This window comes from Sphingopyxis chilensis, assembly GCF_035930445.1.
GTDB lineage: Bacteria > Pseudomonadota > Alphaproteobacteria > Sphingomonadales > Sphingomonadaceae > Sphingopyxis > Sphingopyxis chilensis.
This window is the reverse complement of the sequence record NZ_CP142394.1, coordinates 2,808,504-2,826,232: the sequence shown is the minus strand read 5'-3', so window position 1 is coordinate 2,826,232 and position 17,729 is coordinate 2,808,504. Positions and strand designations below refer to the sequence as shown.

12 protein-coding genes and 1 tRNA gene are annotated in these 17,729 nt (G+C 65.9%); 5 read left to right on the top strand and 8 right to left on the bottom strand.

Annotated elements, in window-relative coordinates:
- Window positions 1–17: 17 nt before the first annotated feature.
- Window positions 18–758 (bottom strand): TlyA family RNA methyltransferase, encoded by a 741-nt coding sequence (locus tag VSX79_RS13095; protein ID WP_179494770.1) that lies wholly within the window; start codon window positions 756–758, stop codon window positions 18–20.
- Window positions 758–2,821 carry a protein-disulfide reductase DsbD family protein gene (locus VSX79_RS13090; RefSeq protein ID WP_407697224.1) on the bottom strand — a complete coding sequence of 688 codons (2,064 nt, stop codon included), beginning with the start codon at window positions 2,819–2,821 and terminating at the stop codon, window positions 758–760. The genes VSX79_RS13095 and VSX79_RS13090 overlap by 1 nt, the downstream gene beginning before the upstream one ends.
- Before the next feature lie 101 nt (window positions 2,822–2,922).
- On the opposite strand from VSX79_RS13090, the gene VSX79_RS13085 reads away from it, so the two are divergent.
- Both VSX79_RS13085 and VSX79_RS13080 read left to right on the top strand, forming a co-directional pair.
- Window positions 2,923–4,590 (top strand): alkaline phosphatase family protein, encoded by a 1,668-nt coding sequence (locus tag VSX79_RS13085; protein WP_326913569.1) that lies wholly within the window; start codon window positions 2,923–2,925, stop codon window positions 4,588–4,590.
- Window positions 4,591–4,609: 19 nt separating this feature from the next.
- Complete coding sequence (locus VSX79_RS13080; protein WP_326913568.1) at window positions 4,610–5,440, top strand: pyrroline-5-carboxylate reductase family protein; 831 nt, start codon at window positions 4,610–4,612, stop codon at window positions 5,438–5,440.
- A 1-nt stretch (window position 5,441) separates the two neighbouring features.
- Here the strand turns inward: VSX79_RS13080 and VSX79_RS13075 are convergent, their stop codons facing one another.
- Complete coding sequence (locus VSX79_RS13075) at window positions 5,442–5,954, bottom strand: MarR family winged helix-turn-helix transcriptional regulator (RefSeq protein ID WP_179494776.1); 513 nt, start codon at window positions 5,952–5,954, stop codon at window positions 5,442–5,444.
- 78 nt (window positions 5,955–6,032) lie between these two features.
- Between VSX79_RS13075 and VSX79_RS13070 the strand changes: the two genes are divergently transcribed.
- Both VSX79_RS13070 and VSX79_RS13065 read left to right on the top strand, forming a co-directional pair.
- Window positions 6,033–7,118: a branched-chain amino acid aminotransferase gene (locus VSX79_RS13070; protein ID WP_179494778.1), complete on the top strand. Its 1,086-nt coding sequence runs from the start codon at window positions 6,033–6,035 to the stop codon at window positions 7,116–7,118.
- A gap of 58 nt (window positions 7,119–7,176) precedes the next feature.
- Window positions 7,177–7,251 (top strand) — tRNA-Gln (locus tag VSX79_RS13065).
- A 51-nt stretch (window positions 7,252–7,302) separates the two neighbouring features.
- Here the strand turns inward: VSX79_RS13065 and kduI are convergent.
- The 5 genes from kduI to VSX79_RS13040 all read right to left on the bottom strand — a co-directional run bounded on the left by kduI (window position 7,303) and on the right by VSX79_RS13040 (window position 15,757).
- Window positions 7,303–8,145 carry a 5-dehydro-4-deoxy-D-glucuronate isomerase gene (gene kduI, locus VSX79_RS13060; RefSeq protein ID WP_326913567.1) on the bottom strand — a complete coding sequence of 281 codons (843 nt, stop codon included), beginning with the start codon at window positions 8,143–8,145 and terminating at the stop codon, window positions 7,303–7,305.
- Between the two features lie 119 nt (window positions 8,146–8,264).
- Complete coding sequence (locus VSX79_RS13055) at window positions 8,265–10,421, bottom strand: CehA/McbA family metallohydrolase domain-containing protein (protein ID WP_179494782.1); 2,157 nt, start codon at window positions 10,419–10,421, stop codon at window positions 8,265–8,267.
- A gap of 79 nt (window positions 10,422–10,500) precedes the next feature.
- Window positions 10,501–13,254: a TonB-dependent receptor gene (locus VSX79_RS13050; protein ID WP_179494784.1), complete on the bottom strand. Its 2,754-nt coding sequence runs from the start codon at window positions 13,252–13,254 to the stop codon at window positions 10,501–10,503.
- A gap of 109 nt (window positions 13,255–13,363) precedes the next feature.
- Window positions 13,364–14,137 carry a FadR/GntR family transcriptional regulator gene (locus tag VSX79_RS13045; protein ID WP_326913566.1) on the bottom strand — a complete coding sequence of 258 codons (774 nt, stop codon included), beginning with the start codon at window positions 14,135–14,137 and terminating at the stop codon, window positions 13,364–13,366.
- Window positions 14,138–14,386: 249 nt separating this feature from the next.
- The gene (locus VSX79_RS13040) at window positions 14,387–15,757 is read right to left on the bottom strand and encodes an amidohydrolase family protein (protein WP_326913565.1); all 1,371 of its coding nucleotides are present in this window, start codon (window positions 15,755–15,757) and stop codon (window positions 14,387–14,389) included.
- 137 nt (window positions 15,758–15,894) lie between these two features.
- Between VSX79_RS13040 and VSX79_RS13035 the strand changes: the two genes are divergently transcribed.
- Window positions 15,895–17,703 (top strand): DUF885 domain-containing protein, encoded by a 1,809-nt coding sequence (locus tag VSX79_RS13035; protein ID WP_326913564.1) that lies wholly within the window; start codon window positions 15,895–15,897, stop codon window positions 17,701–17,703.
- Window positions 17,704–17,729: the final 26 nt, after the last annotated feature.

Below are 17,729 nucleotides of genomic sequence, written 5' to 3'. Positions count from 1 at the left end.
GATTGTGCGGCACAGCGTCAAGCCGCTCGCTTGCGTCCGGCGATAAGAAATTCGACATTGCCTTCCGGCCCCGTGATCGGGCTTTCGACGAGGTCGAGCACGTCCCATCCCTCCCCGGTCAGCCAAGCGCGCACTTCGGCACAGACGCGGGCATGGACCGCGGCGTCGCGCACGACGCCTTTCTTGCCGATCTCCTGGCGCTCGGCCTCGAACTGCGGCTTAATCAACGCGACGATCCGGGCCCCCTCTTTCGCGAAGCTCATCGGCACCGGCAGCACCTTCGACAGCGCGATGAAGCTCGCATCGCAAACGATCAGGTCGATGGGTTCGGGGATATGGTCGGCGGTCAGGATGCGCGCGCTCGTCTGTTCGTGGACGATGACACGGTCGTCCTGCCGCAGTTTCCACGCGAGCTGGTTGGTGCCCGAATCGACCGCGTAAACCCGCACGGCGCCGCGGCTGAGCAGCACGTCCGTGAACCCGCCGGTCGACGATCCGACGTCGATCGCGACCGCGCCCGCCACGTCCCATCCGAGATGGGTGAGCGCATGGTCGAGCTTGATCCCGCCGCGCGACACCCAGGGATGGTCGCGGCCCTTGACGCTGATTTCAGCATCATCGGCGATCTGCTGCCCCGGCTTGTCGATCTTGCTTGTCCCGACGAAGGCGAGCCCGGCGAGGATCAGCGCCTGTGCGCGCGTCCGGCTTTCGGCAAGGCCGCGATCGACGAGCAGCTGGTCGGCACGCTGTTTCGCCATCAGCGCTTCGCCTTGTCGGTGAGCAGGCCGGGCGTCAGGATCTGCGGCAGGATTTCGGGCTTCGCGGCGCCGGGTTCATACCAAAGGTAGAGCGGCACGCTGTTGCGACCATGATCGGCGAGCGTTCGGGTGATGACGGGGTCGCCGTTGGTCCAGTCGCCGACGAGCGTGATGACGCCCGCCTCGTCGAACGCCCGCTGCACCGCTTCGCGCTCGATTGCGCCGGCTTCGTTCGCCTTGCACGACAGGCACCAGTCGGCGGTGAAATAGACGAAAACGGGCTTGCCGGTCGCGCGGGCCCTGGTGAGCGCATCGGAGGAAAAGGTCGATCCCGCGCCGGCCGCCGTGCGTTCGGCTTCGGCCACTTCGGTTACCGTGCCCGCAAGGCTGACGAGCAAGAGCAGGCCGGAGGCGAACAGCAGCCACGACCGCCGGTCGCCGCGCTGGATCGAGCCATAGTGCGTCAGCAGGACGAGCGCCATCGCCACGGCGAGGCTGGGCCAGAGAAGCTGCTCGCCGCTGCCGAGCTGGCGCCACAGCAACCATGCCAAGGCCAGCGTGGTGAGGCCCATCGGCAGCGCCATCCATTTGCGGAAACGGTCCATCCACGGGCCCGGCTTCGGCAGGCGATTGCGCAGGGCGGGCACAAAGCCGATCGCGAGGAAGGGCAGGGCGAGCCCCAACCCCAACCCGCCGAAGATCGGGAGCGCCGCCCACGCGGGCAGCACCAATGTCGCTCCGAGCGCCGCGCCGAGCAGCGGCCCGCTGCACGGCGTCGCGACGAAGGCCGCGAGCGCGCCGGTCCAGAAGCCGCCCGCCGCACCGCCCTTTCCGGCGAGCGCCTGTCCGGCGCCGAAGGACGGCAGCTCATAAAAGCCAAGTAGGTTGAGCGTGATCGCGAGCGCGAGGATCAGCAGCGCGAGCACGCTGACCGGATGCTGGAGCTGGAACGCCCAGCCGACCTGCTCGCCGGCGGCGCGCAGCGCGAGCAGCACGCCGCCGAGGAGCAGCGCGGTGACGATGGCGCCGGCGGTGTAAGCGAGCGCCTCGACTTTTGCCGAACGCGTATCGCCGCCCGATCGCGCGAGGCTCAGCGCCTTGAGGCTCAATATCGGGAAGACGCAGGGCATCAGATTGAGGATCAGACCGCCGAGGATCGCGCCGCCGAGTGCGGTCCAGAACAGGCCCATATCGATGCCGCCCGCCTTCCCGGCGATCACCTCTCCGGAGGCGGGAACCGCGCCGGGTTCGAGCCGCAGCGACAGGCCGCGGCCTCCGCCCAGCTTGAGCAGCGCCGCGATCGGTCCCGCGCGATCGCCCTTCGCACGGGCTTCGACGATGATCTGGTCGCCGTTGCGGCTGAAATTCTGGGGAGCGGCATAATCGACCACGTCCTGCGTCTCGACGAACAGGTGCGGCGCGTCGATCGCGGTGCTGGCGGGGAGGGGGATGGCAAAGCGCACCATGTCGCCGCGCTTTTCCCACGTGCCGTGCCGGTCGAGCGGCTGCGGGAGCAGCGCGCGCCAGCCGTCGAAGCGTTCGCGTTCGGCGCCCGTGACATGTCCGTTTCCCGCCTTCAGTGCGACCGAAATTACGGCCTTTTCGGGAACGCAGACCTTGTCGGTGCAGGCAAGCCAGTTGGCGATCCCCGACAAAGTCAGGTCGGTGCCGGGCGCGATGTCCTTGTCGACCTGCACGTCGGCGAGCAGCGCATAGGGGTGCTCATAGACATGGTTCATCATGCCGAAGAGGGTCAGCGCATCGGGGACGGGATAGCGGAAGGGCGCGATCGTCACGCCCTCGGGCGCATTCCATTCGACCGACAGGCCGAAACCCGCGTCGCCGCCATTGGCCCAATAGCCGTGCCACGTCTTTTCGGGCGTCATGGTAAGCGCGAGCGTCGTCGTGCCTCCGGGAGCGGGTACGACCGACTCGGCGACGAGTTTCGGCCGGATATGCGTCGATTGCGCGTGCGCGGGGGTGAGGGCGACGAGGCTGAGCGCCAGCACCGCAAGAACCGCGCGCGCAACCCGTGTCACAAAAGCCTCACTCTGCAAATTCATGGCCATGCCCGCGCCCGTTCATCGTTCGAAGGCTTGCCATATAGGCGGCTTTCGTCGAGAGGACAGCCCGCGCTGACACCCCCAGGTTGGAGAAGCCGTCCGTGAAGCTGAAATATCTGTCCACCGCCCTTGCCACCGCGCTTTGCCTCGTCGCTGCCGGAACCGGCCTCGCGCAGGATTCGGCCGCGCCGGTGCAAAAGGTTACTGCCGCGACCCCGGCGCCGAAGCTGGTCATCATGATCGCGGTCGATCAGTTTTCAGCCGATCTTTTCGCCGAATATCGCGGGCGGTTCACCGGCGGCCTTGCGCGGCTCGCGTCGGGCGTCGTCTTTCCGTCGGGCTATCAGGCGCATGGCGCGACCGAAACCTGCCCCGGCCATTCGACGATCCTGACCGGCAACCACCCCGCGCACACCGGCATCGTCGCCAATAATTATTTCGATCTCTCGGTCGCGCGCGCGGACAAGCGCGTTTATTGCGCCGAGGACGAGGCCGTGGCGGGAACGACGTCGAAAGGCGGCGAATATGCTGCTTCGGTAAAGCATCTGCTCGTCCCGACGCTCGGCGACCTGATGAAGGCGCGCGACCCGAAGGCGCAGGTCGTCTCGGTATCGGGCAAGGACCGCGCGGCGATCATGATGGGCGGGCGCCAGGCCGACGAGCTGATGTGGCTCGTGCCCACCGGCCTCACCGGCTATCGCGGCACCACCTTGTCACCGACCGCGCAGCAGGCGAGCGCGGCGATCGCCGCCGCAATCGGCCAGCCGCGTCCCGCGCTGACGCTCCCTGCCGAGTGCGCGCCGCACGACATTGCGATCCCGCTCGAAAAGGGCGGTTCGGTCGGCACCGGCCGCATGGCGCGCGACGCTGGCGACTTCCGCCGCTTCATGGCGTCGCCCGAGGCTGACGGCGCCGTACTCGCGACCGCGGCTGCGCTCCGCCAGGTCCGCAAGATGGGCGAGGGGGATAGCACCGACCTGTTGATCGTGGGCCTTTCGGCGACCGATTATGTCGGCCACAGCACCGGCACCGACGGCAGCGAAATGTGCCTCCAGATGGCGGGACTCGACCGTGAACTCGGCGATTTCTTCGCGCGCCTCGATCAGGCGGGGATCGACTATATGGTGGCGCTGACCGCAGATCATGGCGGCCACGACCTGCCCGAACGCAACCGTCAGAACGCCTGGCCCGACGCCCAGCGCGTCGACAAGGCGCTCGATCCCGAGGCGATGAGCAAGGCGGTGGCCGAAAAGCTCGGCCTGCCGCAGCCTATTCTGTATGGCGACGGCGGCGACTATTATTTGGCGAAGACGCTGACCGCGGCGCAGCGCACGGCGGTGCTCGCCGAACTGCTGCCGCGCCTTCGCGCGCACCCGCAGGTCGAGGCGGTGGCAACGCGCGAGGAACTCGACGCGCATCCGATCTCGAAGCGCGCGCCCGATAGCTGGACGCTGATGGACAAGCTGCGCGCCTCCTATTATCCGCAGCGGTCGGGCGACTTCATCATCGCGCTGAAGCCACGCGTGACGCCGATCCCCGAATCGGGCGTCGGCTATGTCGCGACGCACGGCTCGGTGTGGGATTACGATCGCCGCGTACCGATCCTCTTCTGGCGCAAGGGGCTGGCCGCATTCGAACAGCCCAACGCCGTGATGACGGTGGACATCATGCCGACGCTGGCGTCGTTGATCGGCCTTCCGGTTGATGCAAGCAAGATCGATGGCCGCTGCCTCGACCTGATTTCGGGTCCTGAAAGCAGTTGCCGGTAACAAAGAAGAATCAGGGACCATGACGAAGAATTTGAAGGGTTTTACCGGCCGGATGCTGCTGGTCGGGTGCGGCAACATGGCGGGCGCGATGCTCGATCGCTGGCTGAAGGCGGGGCTGGATCCCGCTGCGGTCACGATCGTCGATCCGTTCGCGGCATCGCGCGAGGGGATCGTGCAATTCGCGTCGCTCGCCGAATGGCTCGCCGCGGGCGGAGCCGCCGAATGGGTCATGCTCGGCATGAAGCCGCAGCAACTCGGCGACGTCGCGAACGAGCTCGCCGAGGTCGTGTCGGGCGACGTCCATCTGCTGTCGATACTCGCAGGCGTTTCGCTCGCCGACCTGGCGGCGCGTTTTCCGGCGGCGCGGGCACAGGTCCGCATCCTTCCCAACCTCGCCGCGCGCATCGGCGCCGGCGTGTCGGCGGTCGCGAGCCTCGGGGACGCCGACGAGGGTGCCATCTCCGGCCTGCTCGATCCGCTTGGCACCGTCGTCGCGCTTCCTGACGATGCGGCGATGGACCTCGTCACCGCCTTCACCGGCAGCGGGCCGGCCTTCGTCTTTCGCCTGATCGAATCCTACGCGGCGGCGGGCGAACGGCTCGGCCTGTCGGCCGAGGATGCGTTGAAGCTCGCCACGGCGACCTTCGGCGGCGCAACCGCGCTGCTTGCCGACAGCGGAGAAAAGCCCGGGGTGCTGATCGCGCAAGTCGCGAGCAAGGGCGGGACGACGCAAGCGGGGCTCGACGTGCTCGACAGCGACGGCCAGCTCGCGGCGCTGCTCACCAACGTGCTGCGCGCGGCGCGTGACCGCGGCCGCGAGCTGGCGGATATTGCGCGGGGCGAGGGCTGATCTAGCCCGCGTCTTTCCCCAATGCCGCGATCCGGCGGCGCTCGCGCGCGGGCACGAGCGCTTCGCTGACTTGCCAGAACCCGGTTACCGCCTGCTGCCCCGCATGGGTATAGGCGCGGCTCATCGTATCGCGGAGCGCCGTGAATATCTCGCGCTCGGTCGCGCGGCCGGCGTCGGTCAGCCGCAGCTCCTTCGCGCGCCGGTCGCGATTGCCCGGCCGCGTCGTCAGATATTCGCGCGCTTCGAGATCCTTAACCACCCGCCCCAATGATTGCTTGGTGATGCCGAGCAGCGCGAGCAGATCCGAAATCGTCAGACCCGGCTGGCGCGCGATGAAATAGAGCGCGCGATAATGCGCGCGTCCCAACCCCTTTTCGGCAAGCCGCGTATCGATCGCGCGCCACAGCGAGGCGTGGGCGAAAAAGAGGAATTCGATGCCGCGGCGCACCTCGTCCTCGCGCAAGAAAAGGGCAGAAGCGGCGGGAACTTGTGAAAGAAAATTTTCATCCGGCATAGTCGCTACCGTTGCGCGCGGTCCCGCTCTTTGGCAAGAGGCGCGCTCCCGAAACCAGCAAAGCAAAGGTGTTTTCGCATGACCGCTCCCGCCTTCACCCACCTGTCGCACCCCAATCCGGTGGCGGACGACGTACGGGCGGCGGCGATTGCGGACCCGGTTTTCGGACGTGTCTTCACCGATCATATGGTGTCGATCCGCTATACCGAGGGGCAGGGCTGGCACGATGCGCAGGTGATGCCGCGCGGGCCGCTGACGCTCGATCCCGCGACCGCCGTGCTTCATTATGCGCAGGAAATCTTCGAAGGGCTGAAGGCCTACCGCCTCGACGACGGCTCGATGGCGCTGTTCCGCGTCGAGGCCAATGCCGCGCGCTTCAACGCCAGCGCGCGCCGCATGGCGATGGCCGAACTGCCCGAGGACATGTTCATTGCGGCGGTGAAGGAAGCTGTCGCGGCCGACGCCAAATGGTTCCCGCCCGTCGATGGCGGCGCGCTGTACCTGCGCCCCTTCATGTTTGCGAGCGAAGTGTTCCTCGGCGTCAAGCCGGCTTCCGAATATCAGTTCCTCGTCATCACCTCGCCGGTCGGCAATTATTTCAAATCGGGTGCGCCCGCGATCTCGCTCTGGGTGTCGGAGGATTATACCCGCGCCGCGCCGGGCGGCACGGGCGCGGCCAAATGTGGCGGCAATTATGCCTCCAGCCTCGTCGCGCAGCGCGAGGCGACCGCCAAGGGACATGATCAGGTCGTTTTCCTCGACGCGGCGGAGCATCGCTGGATCGAGGAGCTCGGCGGCATGAACATGTTCTTCGTGTTCGACGACGGCAGCATCGTCACGCCGCCGCTGACCGGCACGATCCTGCCCGGCATCACCCGCGACGCGATCATCACCCTGGCGCAGGACGCCGGGCTGACGGTCCGCGAGGAACCCTATGCGATCGATCAGTGGCAGGCCGATGCGGAAAGCGGCAAGCTGACCGAAAGCTTCGCCTGCGGCACCGCCGCGGTGGTCACGCCCGTCGGCAAGGTGACGCGCGGCGAGAAAAGCTTCACGATCGGCGCGGGCGGCCCCGGGCAGGTCACCGAAATGCTCAAGGTCAAGCTTGTCGACATCCAGCGCGGGCGCGCGGCGGATCCGCACGGCTGGGTCACGCGGCTCTGATCCGACCCGCCTTGCATTCAGCGGCGCCGCGCTATAGAGCGCGCGTCGCACCGGCTGTTGGGGCGTCGCCAAGCGGTAAGGCAGCGGCTTTTGATGCCGCCATGCGCAGGTTCGAATCCTGCCGCCCCAGCCAGCCGGTTCTGTCCGATATTCCTGTCTGCCCGCTTGACGGATGCGCCGCCCCTTATTGGAGCTGACAGATGTCGAGGACGTTCATGTCGTCATAGTCCTGATTCTCGCCAGCCATGACCCAGATGAAGGCATAGGCGCTGGTGCCCACGCCCATGTGGATCGACCAGGGGGGAGAGATCACGGCCTCGCCGTTCGCCATGACGATATGACGGGTGGCGTCGCCCCGGCCCATGAAGTGCATCACCCGCCCTTGCTCGGGATCGTCGAGATCGAAGTAGAAATAGATCTCGCTCCGGCGTTCGTGCACGTGCGGCGGCATCGTGTTCCACACGCTTCCCGGCTTGAGGATGGTGAGACCCATCGCCAGCTGCGCGCTGTCGCACACGCCCGGGATGACGAGCTGGTGAATCGTCCGGTCGTTGGCCGTCGCCAGGCTACCGCGCTCGAGCATCCTGGCGTCCGCGAGCGGCAGTTTGCGCGTGTCGCAGGCGCGATGTGCGGGGGACGAAGCGAGATAGAATCGCGCGCCGTTGCCGGAGAAGCGGACGTCTTTCGCGCCCATTGCGACGTACAGGCTGTCCTTCGCGCCGAGCGCGAATATTTCGCCATCGACGGTGACGGCGCCTTCGGCGCGCCCGACATTGACGATGCCGAGCTCACGCCGCTCGAGGAACGGGTGGCCGGCAGCCGACGCGGGCTCCGATTGATCCGGTAGCCGGACGCTCCCGCTCTCGACCAGCACCCCGCCGATCACCAGCCGATCGGCATGCGTATAGTTGAGCACGCACTGGTTCGGACGGAACAGGTTCTGGATGAGATAGCGATCGCGCAGTTCGTCATTGGACACGCACGCCATCATGTCCGGATGGGTGGCGTAATAGGTTCGATCGAACATGACTGCTCCGAAGAAGGACCGGGCCGGACCGGCGCGCCGATGTCGCCATTCCAGCCAAAAGGGCCGCGTGCAGTCGCCAGGGTGCGAAGCGCTGACGACTGCACGGGCAGGGGGGAGGGCTATTTCGCTTTCGGAAAGACCGGCGGCGTGTATGCGCCGTTCGTCGCGACGTCCCACACCTCGATGCGCGCCCATTTGCGGCCGCTGAGGTTGACGCGTTTTTCGATCGCGCGCGTACTGAATGGCGCGCTGCCGGTCAGGTCGATGCGATCGCGATAGACCTTGGTGCCGTCGCCGCTGACGATCTCGGCGAAGGCGAGCGGGAAGGTCCAGTCGATCTTCGCCCGCACCACGCTATTCCGCCCGAACGCCGCTTCCTCGCCGCTTTTCGCGCCGTTGATCGTGAATTCGGGTATCAGCACTTCGCCGGTGGTGGTGAAGAAACGGCCGCCGCGCAGCGCATCAAGCACGCTCTGCCAGCCGTCGGCATAGCGCGGCAACGGCCCGTCGAGCCGCAGGTAATTGATGTTCATATGCGCGTAGAGCTCGCTCTCGTCGGAGAGCTGGAACACGTCGACCTCGCCGGGGGCGAATTTGCGCTCGGACGGTTTCGCCGCCCAATTGTTCATGTCGTCGAGCGTGTCGAGCACGCGCGTGCCGAGGCGCGGCAGCGAATAATCGACCGGCATGTTCTTCCACGCGCCGCCGAGGAAGCGGTCGCTTTTGAAAAAGGCCGTATCCTTGTGCTTGTCGGGAAAGCCCAGCGAGCCCTTGATCCGCGGGTGCGCGGTCCACATCAGGCCATTTTCGTCCTGCATCAGCTTCAGGACATCCGCCTGCGAGCCGACATGATAGACCTTGCCCAGCTCGGGATCATTCTCGACGAAGGGCTGCCCCTCCTTGCGGTCCAGTGTCCAATAGACCGGCTTGGGGAAGAAGCTGATCCAGTGCCCGCCTAGATGGACGTTGGGTTCCTCGCCCGGGAGCAGCAGCAGCTTGTCGTCCGACAGCCGCGCGGTCTCCGCGTGCATCGTCTTGAGCAGCGTCAGCCGGTCGCCCGCGCGATCGAGCGCCTCGCGCCCCAGGTGAAGCTCGGCGAGGTGGACGATCTCGACGTTCATGTCCTTGAAGCGCTTGACGAAATCGGGGGACTCGAGCCCGTCGGGCACGCTCGTCGATTGCTGGAATCGCTTTGTGTTGAGAAAGGCTTCGGTATGCTCGACATGATAATGGCTGGTGAAGGTGCGGTGCCCGTCGAGCGCCTTGAAGCGGTCGCCGCGCGTATAGGCCAGCGCGGCCTTGGTGACGCTCGCCGCATCGCCACCGTCGGGCAGAAGGAAGACGCCCATGTCCTGCGTCGTGCCCGGCGGCGCGTTGACCCACGGCACATAGCGCCGATCGCCTTCGAGCGTCTGGCGCACGCCGAAGCTCGTCCGGCCGGCGAGGTTGCGATAGTCGTTGCCGTACCATGCCGAATTGTCGTTATTGGCATAATCGAGCGGGTAATAGAACTGGTGCGGCGGCGGGACGATGCCAAGCGAACCGCCCGCGGCGCCTTCCGCGACGATCATTCGGGCGCGGACCTTGGGGGAAACCGCTGGCCCCCGCGACGCATCGCCTTCCTTGCGCACCATCGCGTCGCTGGTGTCGGTGAAAGCGATCGATCGCCACGGCAGCGCCGCCGAGGATGCAACCCCGAGACCGGCGTCGAAGGTATAGGCGGTGGCCTCGCGCGCGGTCGACATCACCATGGCGGCGCGGACCAGCCGCGAGCCCGGATAGATGGTGAACTCATAGGTGCCGGAGAAGGGCCCGGCGGCCGCACCGCCGACGATCACCTTGGTATATCCGCCCTCCGCGCGCACGCTGATGTCGTTGCGCGCGAGCGTGAGGGGGAAGCTTTCGAACGGGCGCTTGCGCGGGTTGTCGAAGAAGATCGTCCAGCCCTGCTTGAGATCGCGCGTGCCGACGGTGACGACGCCGGCGGGATCGACGCCGCCGAGCACCGTCTTGCCGGCGACTGCGATCGACTGGATCAGCGGTTTTTCGCGGTCGAGCGACAGGACAAGCTGCGCGCGCTCATTCTGCGCGGAGGGCCAGTCGATCGTCACCGAATCCTGCGTCTGCGCCACGCGCACGTCGCCGGGCAATGCCTTGCCCGGCTCGCTCAGAACCGTCGCCGCTGCCTGCGCGTGCGCTGTGCCGGTCATTGCGGCGCTGCCTGCCGCCAGAGCCGTCGCCAGCCCGAGCGCCGCGAACATCCGTTTTCTGTTCAAATCATCCTCCTTTTAGTCGTTCCCGGCACCCGTTTGTCCGGCCCGCGCCCGACGGGGCGGGCCGGACATATGATCGGGCTCAGAAGTTGAAGCGGACCCCGAGCGAATAGGTCGTATCGTCGTTCCGCACCTCACGGACGAAATCCTCGCGCGATTCGAAGTTGCGCGTTTTCTGGCCCGTGATGTTCGTGCCTGCGAGGCTGACCGTGATATTCGGCGTCACATCGTAATTCAGGCCGAAGTCGAGCCGTCCCGCGGCGCGGATGCCGTTGAGCCCCACGGGGATCGAAACCGGCCGGAGCGAGAGGCCATTGGTGATATCGCCGTCGAAATATCGGGAGCGATAGGTGTAGATCATCCGCGCCGAAATGCCGTATTTTTCGTAGATCAGGCCGATGTTGTAATTATATTTGGAAACGCCGAGCAGCGGCAGACCCTGAAGCCGGTCGCCGGGGGTCGTCACCTCGCTGTCGATGACCGTGAAGTTGCCGATCACGCCCGCGCCGTCGAGACCTTCGGGAAGGAAATCGAGGAACAGCTGGCCGCCCACCTCGACGCCCTTGATCTTGGCCGAACCCAGATTGCGGGGGGTCGAGATCACATATTGCAGGCCGTCGATCGTCCGGACCTCGGTCCCGTTGATGATCCGGTCCGTGATGTCGCGATAGAAGCCGACCACCGAAACATAGTTGCTGCGGCCGAAATAATATTCGAGCGACGCATCGAAGCTGTCGGCCTTTTGCGGCCTCAGGTCGGGATTGCCGCCCGACCCCGAATTCTGGATCGTGTTGACGTAGGAGACGACGTAGCTGAGCCCCGGATTGAGCTCGCCGAAGCTGGGCCGCGACAGCGTCTTCGAATAGTTGAAGCGCGCCTGGAGGCCGCCGCCGAACCGGATGCGCGCGCTGGCGTTGGGCAGGAGGTCGGTGTCGCTGGTCGAGCGCCGGACGAGTTCGATACGCGACGTGCCCGTCGCTGGATCGGTCACGCGGCCAGAACCCGCAATATTCCGGTCGGTACGGGTCAGGCGGGCGCCGACCATGCCGTCGATCGAGATCGTATCGCTGAGCGAGAAATCGTAACCCGCCTGCAGGAAGCCGGCATAGCTTTTTTCCTGCGCGTCATAGTCGCGCGTCGGATCGAAAGCGGGCGTGCCGGGCGAGATGCCATACAGCGTCCTGAGCTGCCGCTTGATCGATTCCTGTACCAGATAGTCGGGGTCGAGCTGCAGGAAGGACGCGCCGCCGTTCATCTGGGGAACGCCGGGAGCCTGCGAAAGGATATCGCTGGGAAGTCCGGCACCATCGAGCGGCGTCACGAACGATCCGCCCGGTGCCGGCGGGCCGCCGAGATACTGCTCGAACGCGGCCTTGCGCTTCGCAACGCGAACGCCCGCCTGGACATAGTCGAGAACCCCGTCGAAATCATATTTGGCGTCGCTCATGACGGCCCACAACGTGCCTCGGCTGCGGTTGATATTTTCGCTCATGCCGTTGACGAACGCCAGGTCCGCCGGGTCGTTCATGGGGTTGCCGGGCATCGTCGCCTCAACCTCGTGATTGACGTCGCGAACCAGGACCAGTTCGTCGATGCGCTTGCCGATATCGACGCGGAAGCTGTCGTTCCGGTTGGTCGAGGATTCATAGGAGATGTCGGTATTCCAGGTGAGCGCGCCGATCTCCTTGTTGAAGCCGGTGGCAACCACATAGATGTCGGTGCGCGACTTGTTCGCGACGGTCGCGGTGTAATATTCCAGATTGCGCGCCGTGTAGCCGGTGGCGTTGCACAATTCGCGGATCGTGCCGGTACCCGTCGGATTGTCCGGGCTGAGCACATTCCCCGAATAATAGCCGTCGGGCCCGACCGCGAAGTCCTCGCAGGTGTCACCGGCGGTCGCCTCCAACGACGTGCCGGTGAAACCGCGGAAGGTCGGGCGCGCTTGGTAGACGTCGCCGCGATAACCCGCAAACAGGCCCTCGACATAGATTTTGGTGTCGGTATCGGGCGCCCATTCGAGCGAGAAATTGGCCTGCGGGCGCTCATATTTGCCGAATTCGATGGCGGCGGCGAAGCCGGTGGGCGCGTGCAGGTTCTGCGGCGAGCCCGCGGGGCCCGCGCTCGTGGCGCGCGTCCAGTCGTTCCACGCGATCGGCCGGGCATATTTGTTGCGCTGATAGGAGATGCCGACCATCGCCGCGATCTCGCCCTCGCCCGCGTCCCAGCGGTTGGCGACGAGCATGCTCAGCGCCGGATTGATCGTGTTCTTCGACCCCGCTTCCTGCAGATAGGTCGCCCGCGCGCTGCCCGCGATCGTCAGTTCCTTGAAGTCGAGCGCGCGGCGCAGGCGCATGTTGACGCCGCCCGCCACGCCGCCTTCGAGCCGCTCGGCCGAACTGGATTTATAGACATCGACTCCGGCAAGCGCTTCGGCGGGCAGGTCCTGAAACGAGAAGCCGCGTCCGACCCCGGTGAAAATCTCGCGCCCGTTGAGCGTGGTAACGATGTCGTCGAGGCCGCGGATACGGGCGCCGACGATCTCGTTGTTGCCGCCGACGACCACTTGCACACCCGGTACGCGCTGGAGCGCCGACGCCGTGGTCAGGTCGGGAAGCTTGCCGATATCCTCGGCGACGATCGAATCGACCACCCCGGTCGACTCGCGTTTGATCTCGGCAGCGCGGGAAAGACTTTGGCGGATGCCGGTGACGACGATGTCGCCGTCCTGCGCCTCGCTTGCGGCCGGATCGGTGGGCGGCGCGGTTTGCGCCATTGCCATGGGCGCACCGGTTACGAATGCGATCAGCGCCACGGAGGCGCGAAGACTGACCTTCAATGGACCTCTCCCTATAAGATATCATACAAGTTTGGCAGATTGATCTTATTATTCTGCCGGACGTCATTCGGTGCCTGAGTTCTCCTTCAGGTCTGTGCTTTGGTGTGGTTCAGCCCGTCGGGCTGTTCGACGACATGAAGTCGTGCAATTCGCGGTGCCGCTTGAGGCTGCCGCTCATGTGCGTTCGCGCTGCCACCCGCGCGGCGTCAGGGTCGCGGCGGATGATGGCGTCGAGAATCGCCTCGTGCTCCGCGCTGATCACCGCTTTGTAGCTGTCGCCGATATAGGCCTGGCCTTGCCGCAGATAGAGCGAGCGAGGCGGGACGAGGCGGACGCCCAGGAAATCGATCAGCTTGGCGTAATAGCTGTTCTTGCTCGCCCGTGCGATGACGTTGTGGAATTCGACATCGGCCTTCACCGAATCCTCGAGTCCGACCGCCGCCTCGCCAAGGATCTTGATCTGCTGACGCATGTTCATCACGTCAACCTCGCTGCGCCTTTCGGCGGCCAGCGCTGCCATTTCGGTTTCGACGCAGAGCCTGAGTTCCAGCAACTGGATCACGTCGCTCAGATTCTCGACCTCGTCGCGTGTGATCTGGAAAGCCTGATAACGCGCCGTCTCGCTGACGAAGAGCCCCTTTCCTTGCCGGGCCTCGACCAGTCCCGCCGCGGCGAGACGGGCGATCGCTTCGCGAATCACCGTCCGGCTGACGCCCAGCACATCGACGAATTCCGCCTCGGTGGGGAGCTGGGCGCCGGGCCCGTGCACGCCCGATAAAATGCTGGTGCGGATATGTTCGCAAGCGGCATCGACCAGTGACGGCCGCCGCTTGCGCAGCGCCAGTCGATCATCGTGCACAGCTTCGCTGCCGCCCTGCTTCACGCGCCCATCCTCCCGTTGCTGACGCGTTCAGCGCCATGCCCGCCCACTGTACTCATTATCAGTCATATGACAACTTAAATAATTTCATTTTATTTTAAAATGTGATGATCGGTTCAGGAGGCCGAGCTGCGAGGGGCGGCGGCAAGCCCCTCGGGCTCGCTTTTGTAAGGATCGTCGCCGTGTGGATTGCCGCTGCGGCCGGTTGACGGTTGCACGCCGGGGGTTCGAATCCCGCTGTCCGGGGGCCCATCAATCCGCTTCGGCCAATTCCTTCGGCGTCGGCGCGGCATAGTCGGCGCGCCGATATTCGCGCCCGCGCTTCACCGTCATCTCGATTCGTTCGATATTGTCGATATCGGTCAGCGGGTCGGCGGCCAGCACGACGAAGTTCGCGAGCTTGCCGGGTTCGATCGACCCCATATCCTTGTCCTGCCCCGCCGCGCGTGCGCCCACCAGCGTCGCCGAATGGATGACGGCGAGCGGCGGCATGCCGACATCATGCGCCAGATAGCGCAGCTCGGCATGGACTTCGGGCCAGGGGTTGCTTGCGGGATCGACGAAGTCGGTGCCGGTCGCGATCGGAATGCCGGCGCGCCACGCTTGCCGGGTCAGCCGTATCGTTCGCGCGCCGCTGCAACGCAGCGGCTTCGCTTTCGGGTCCGCCTTGCGCGCGGCTTCGAACTTGACGAACAGGCTGCCGGTCGCGTCGAGGATCGTGCCCTGCCGCGCCATCGCCCGGTAGAGGTCGGCGACGACAGGATCGTCGCCTGTCGGCGCGAGGCGCGTTTCGTCGACCGGCGTGCGATCCTCATAGGCCGCGAGCATCTGCGGCTGCGCCTCATAGCCCAGATAGCAGACATGGCTGACGACATCGGCGCCCGCGGCGATCACCTCGGCGGGGCGGGCAGGGAAGACGGCGCTATGTGCCCAGACCGTCATTTTCTGGCGGTGCGCCTCGGCGATGATCGCCGCGACGCGCTCGGCGGGAAGGTCGGCATAGATTTTGATCGCGGTGGCGGACGTGCCGCGCGCGAGGGTCACCGCGGTGCGCAAGTCGGTATCGGCATCGACCGCCTGCATCCACGGCGCCGTTCCCGGCGCAAAGCCGCGGCTGACCGACAGGACGCGCGGGTCGGCGAAAAAGGGCGGCCCCGCCATCAGCGCGGCGTAATAAATGTCGGGGGCGGCGATCTCGCCGACCAGCGAAGCGCGCGCCAGATCGCCCACCGCGCGCAAGTCGTCGGCCATGTCGCGCACGGCGGTGACTCCGCCATAAAGCTGGCGGCGCAGGATCGCTTCGGCGCGGGTCCGGTTCGGCGGCGTCGCGAGGTGGACGTGACTGTCGATCAGCCCCGGAATGACGAAGCGCCCGGCGAGGTCGACCCGCCGGGCCGTCCCGGCCTGCACCGCCAGCGACCCATGCGCCGCGACTGCCACGATGCGCTCGCCGTCGACCAATATGTCCTGATCGGGGCGGGCCGCGCCGCCGGTGCCGTCGATGACGGTCGCACCCGCATAGAGCGTCGCTTCGGATGCCGCCGCCATCGGCGATGTCGCGAAGCCTAGGGAGGCAAGAGTGGCGAGCGCGGCCAGAAGGCGGCGGGAACGGAGCTTGATCATCCGCGAGTGGCTAGCCGCGCCGTCTCACACCTGCAATCGTCGATGGGAAATCCGCTGCCGTCGGTCCGGTGCCGGCCGGTATTGATTGCGCCGAAGCAAGCGGTGGGTACAAGCGACGCATTCGACAGGAGGATTTTATGCGTTTCGCCCTTGCCCTGATGTTGGCCCCCATATGGCCGCTTGCGGTCATGCCCGCCCCGGCGATGGCCGAGGCGGCGCCGGCGACGACGCAGGACGAGGCGCTGCTCCGCTTTCTCGACGACGCTTTCGACGCGCGGATCGCGCTTCAGCCCGAAAGCCAGACGCAGCTCGGGCTCAAGAGCGATTACGACCGGCTCGACGATTATACCGACGCCGCCGCGGTGCGCGAACAGGAACTGCTCGAACGACAGCTGAAGGAAATGCGCGCGCGCTTCCGCCCCGAACAATTGGGGCCGAGCGCGCGCGTCAGCTACCGACTGTTCGAATATGACGTCGAGCGGCGCCGCGAATCCTTCCGCTTCCGCAAGCTGCGCTTCCCGGTCACGACCAGCGGCAGCCCGGCGGGCGATATTCCGGTGTTGCTGATCAACAATCACAAGGTCGACAGCGTCGCCGATGCCGAGGCTTATATCGGGCGTCTGCGCGACACCGACCGCGTGATGCGCGAGGTCGCCGCCACGATGCGCGAACAGGCGGCGGCGGGCGCCGTGCCCAACAAGGTCAACTTCGCGCCCGCGCGTGCCGATGCGAAGAAGATCCTCGTCGGCGCGCCGTTCGACGCTGGAGCGGATTCGACATTGCTCGCAGACTTCGGGAAAAAGGTCGGCGCGCTCGACGCGTCCGACGCGGTCAAGGCAAAGCTGATCACCGATGCAGCTGCGGCGCTGACGGGTCCGTTCAAGCACGGCTATGACGTCCTCATCGCCGCGATCGACGAGATCGAACCCCGGTCAAAGGGCAATTTCGGCGTGTGGAGCCTGCCCGGCGGCGAGGCCTATTATGCCGACCGGCTGAAGACTTCGACGACGACCGACCTCACCGCCGACCAGATCCACGAGCTCGGGCTGAAGCAGGTCGCGGCGATCCGGGAGGAAATGGAGGCGATCAAGCGCGAGGTCGGTTTTGCAGGCACGCTCGAGCAATTCTTCGATCATATCCGGACCGACCCCAAGCTCAAATATCCGAACACGCAAGGCGGGCGCGAAGCCTATCTTGCCGATGCGCGCGCGGTGATCGCCGCGGCGATGGCGGCGGCGCCGCGCTATTTCAGCGTGCTGCCCAAGGCGGCGCTCGAGGTGCGCGCGGTCGAAAAGTGGCGCGAGGCGACCGCTTCGACCGCCTTCTATAACCCGCCGTCGGCGGACGGATCGCGGCCCGGCATCTACTACGTCAATCTCGTCGACATGAACCAGACGCAAAAGGTCCAGGTCGCGGCGATCGCCGCGCACGAGGGGGCGCCGGGGCATCATTTTCAGATCGCGCGGCAACAGGAGCTGGCCGGCATCCCGAAGTTCCGCAAATTCGGCGGATACGGCGCCTATATCGAAGGATGGGGGCTCTATTCGGAACGGCTCGCGAACGAGATGGGCGTGTACAAGACTCCATATGACCGGTTCGGCATGTTGTCGCTGCAGGTCTGGCGGGCGATCCGGCTGGTGCTCGACACCGGCATCCACTCGAAGCGGTGGACGCGCGAGCAGGCGATCGCCTATTTCCGCACGAACAGCTCGGTCGCCGACACCGACATCGCGCGCGAGGTCGACCGCTATTTCAACTGGCCCGGACAGGCGACGAGCTACATGGTCGGGCAATTGAAGATCGCCGAGCTGCGCGAGCGCGCCGAACGCGAACTCGGACCGCGCTTCGATATTCGCGAATTCCACGAAGCGGTGCTGAGCGAGGGCGCGCTGCCGCTGAACATCCTCGAGGAACAGGTCGCCGCTTATATCGCGTCGAAGCGATAAGGCCGGCGGCGTTCGATTGACAGAAG

Coding starts and splice junctions, on each gene's coding strand:
- VSX79_RS13095 (WP_179494770.1), bottom strand. CDS start 758: ATGGCGAAACAGCGTGCCGACCAGCTGCTCGTCGATCGCGGCCTTGCC.
- VSX79_RS13090 (WP_407697224.1), bottom strand. CDS start 2,821: ATGAATTTGCAGAGTGAGGCTTTTGTGACACGGGTTGCGCGCGCGGTT.
- VSX79_RS13080 (WP_326913568.1), top strand. CDS start 4,610: ATGACGAAGAATTTGAAGGGTTTTACCGGCCGGATGCTGCTGGTCGGG.
- VSX79_RS13075 (WP_179494776.1), bottom strand. CDS start 5,954: ATGCCGGATGAAAATTTTCTTTCACAAGTTCCCGCCGCTTCTGCCCTT.
- VSX79_RS13070 (WP_179494778.1), top strand. CDS start 6,033: ATGACCGCTCCCGCCTTCACCCACCTGTCGCACCCCAATCCGGTGGCG.
- kduI (WP_326913567.1), bottom strand. CDS start 8,145: ATGTTCGATCGAACCTATTACGCCACCCATCCGGACATGATGGCGTGC.
- VSX79_RS13040 (WP_326913565.1), bottom strand. CDS start 15,757: ATGATCAAGCTCCGTTCCCGCCGCCTTCTGGCCGCGCTCGCCACTCTT.
- VSX79_RS13035 (WP_326913564.1), top strand. CDS start 15,895: ATGCGTTTCGCCCTTGCCCTGATGTTGGCCCCCATATGGCCGCTTGCG.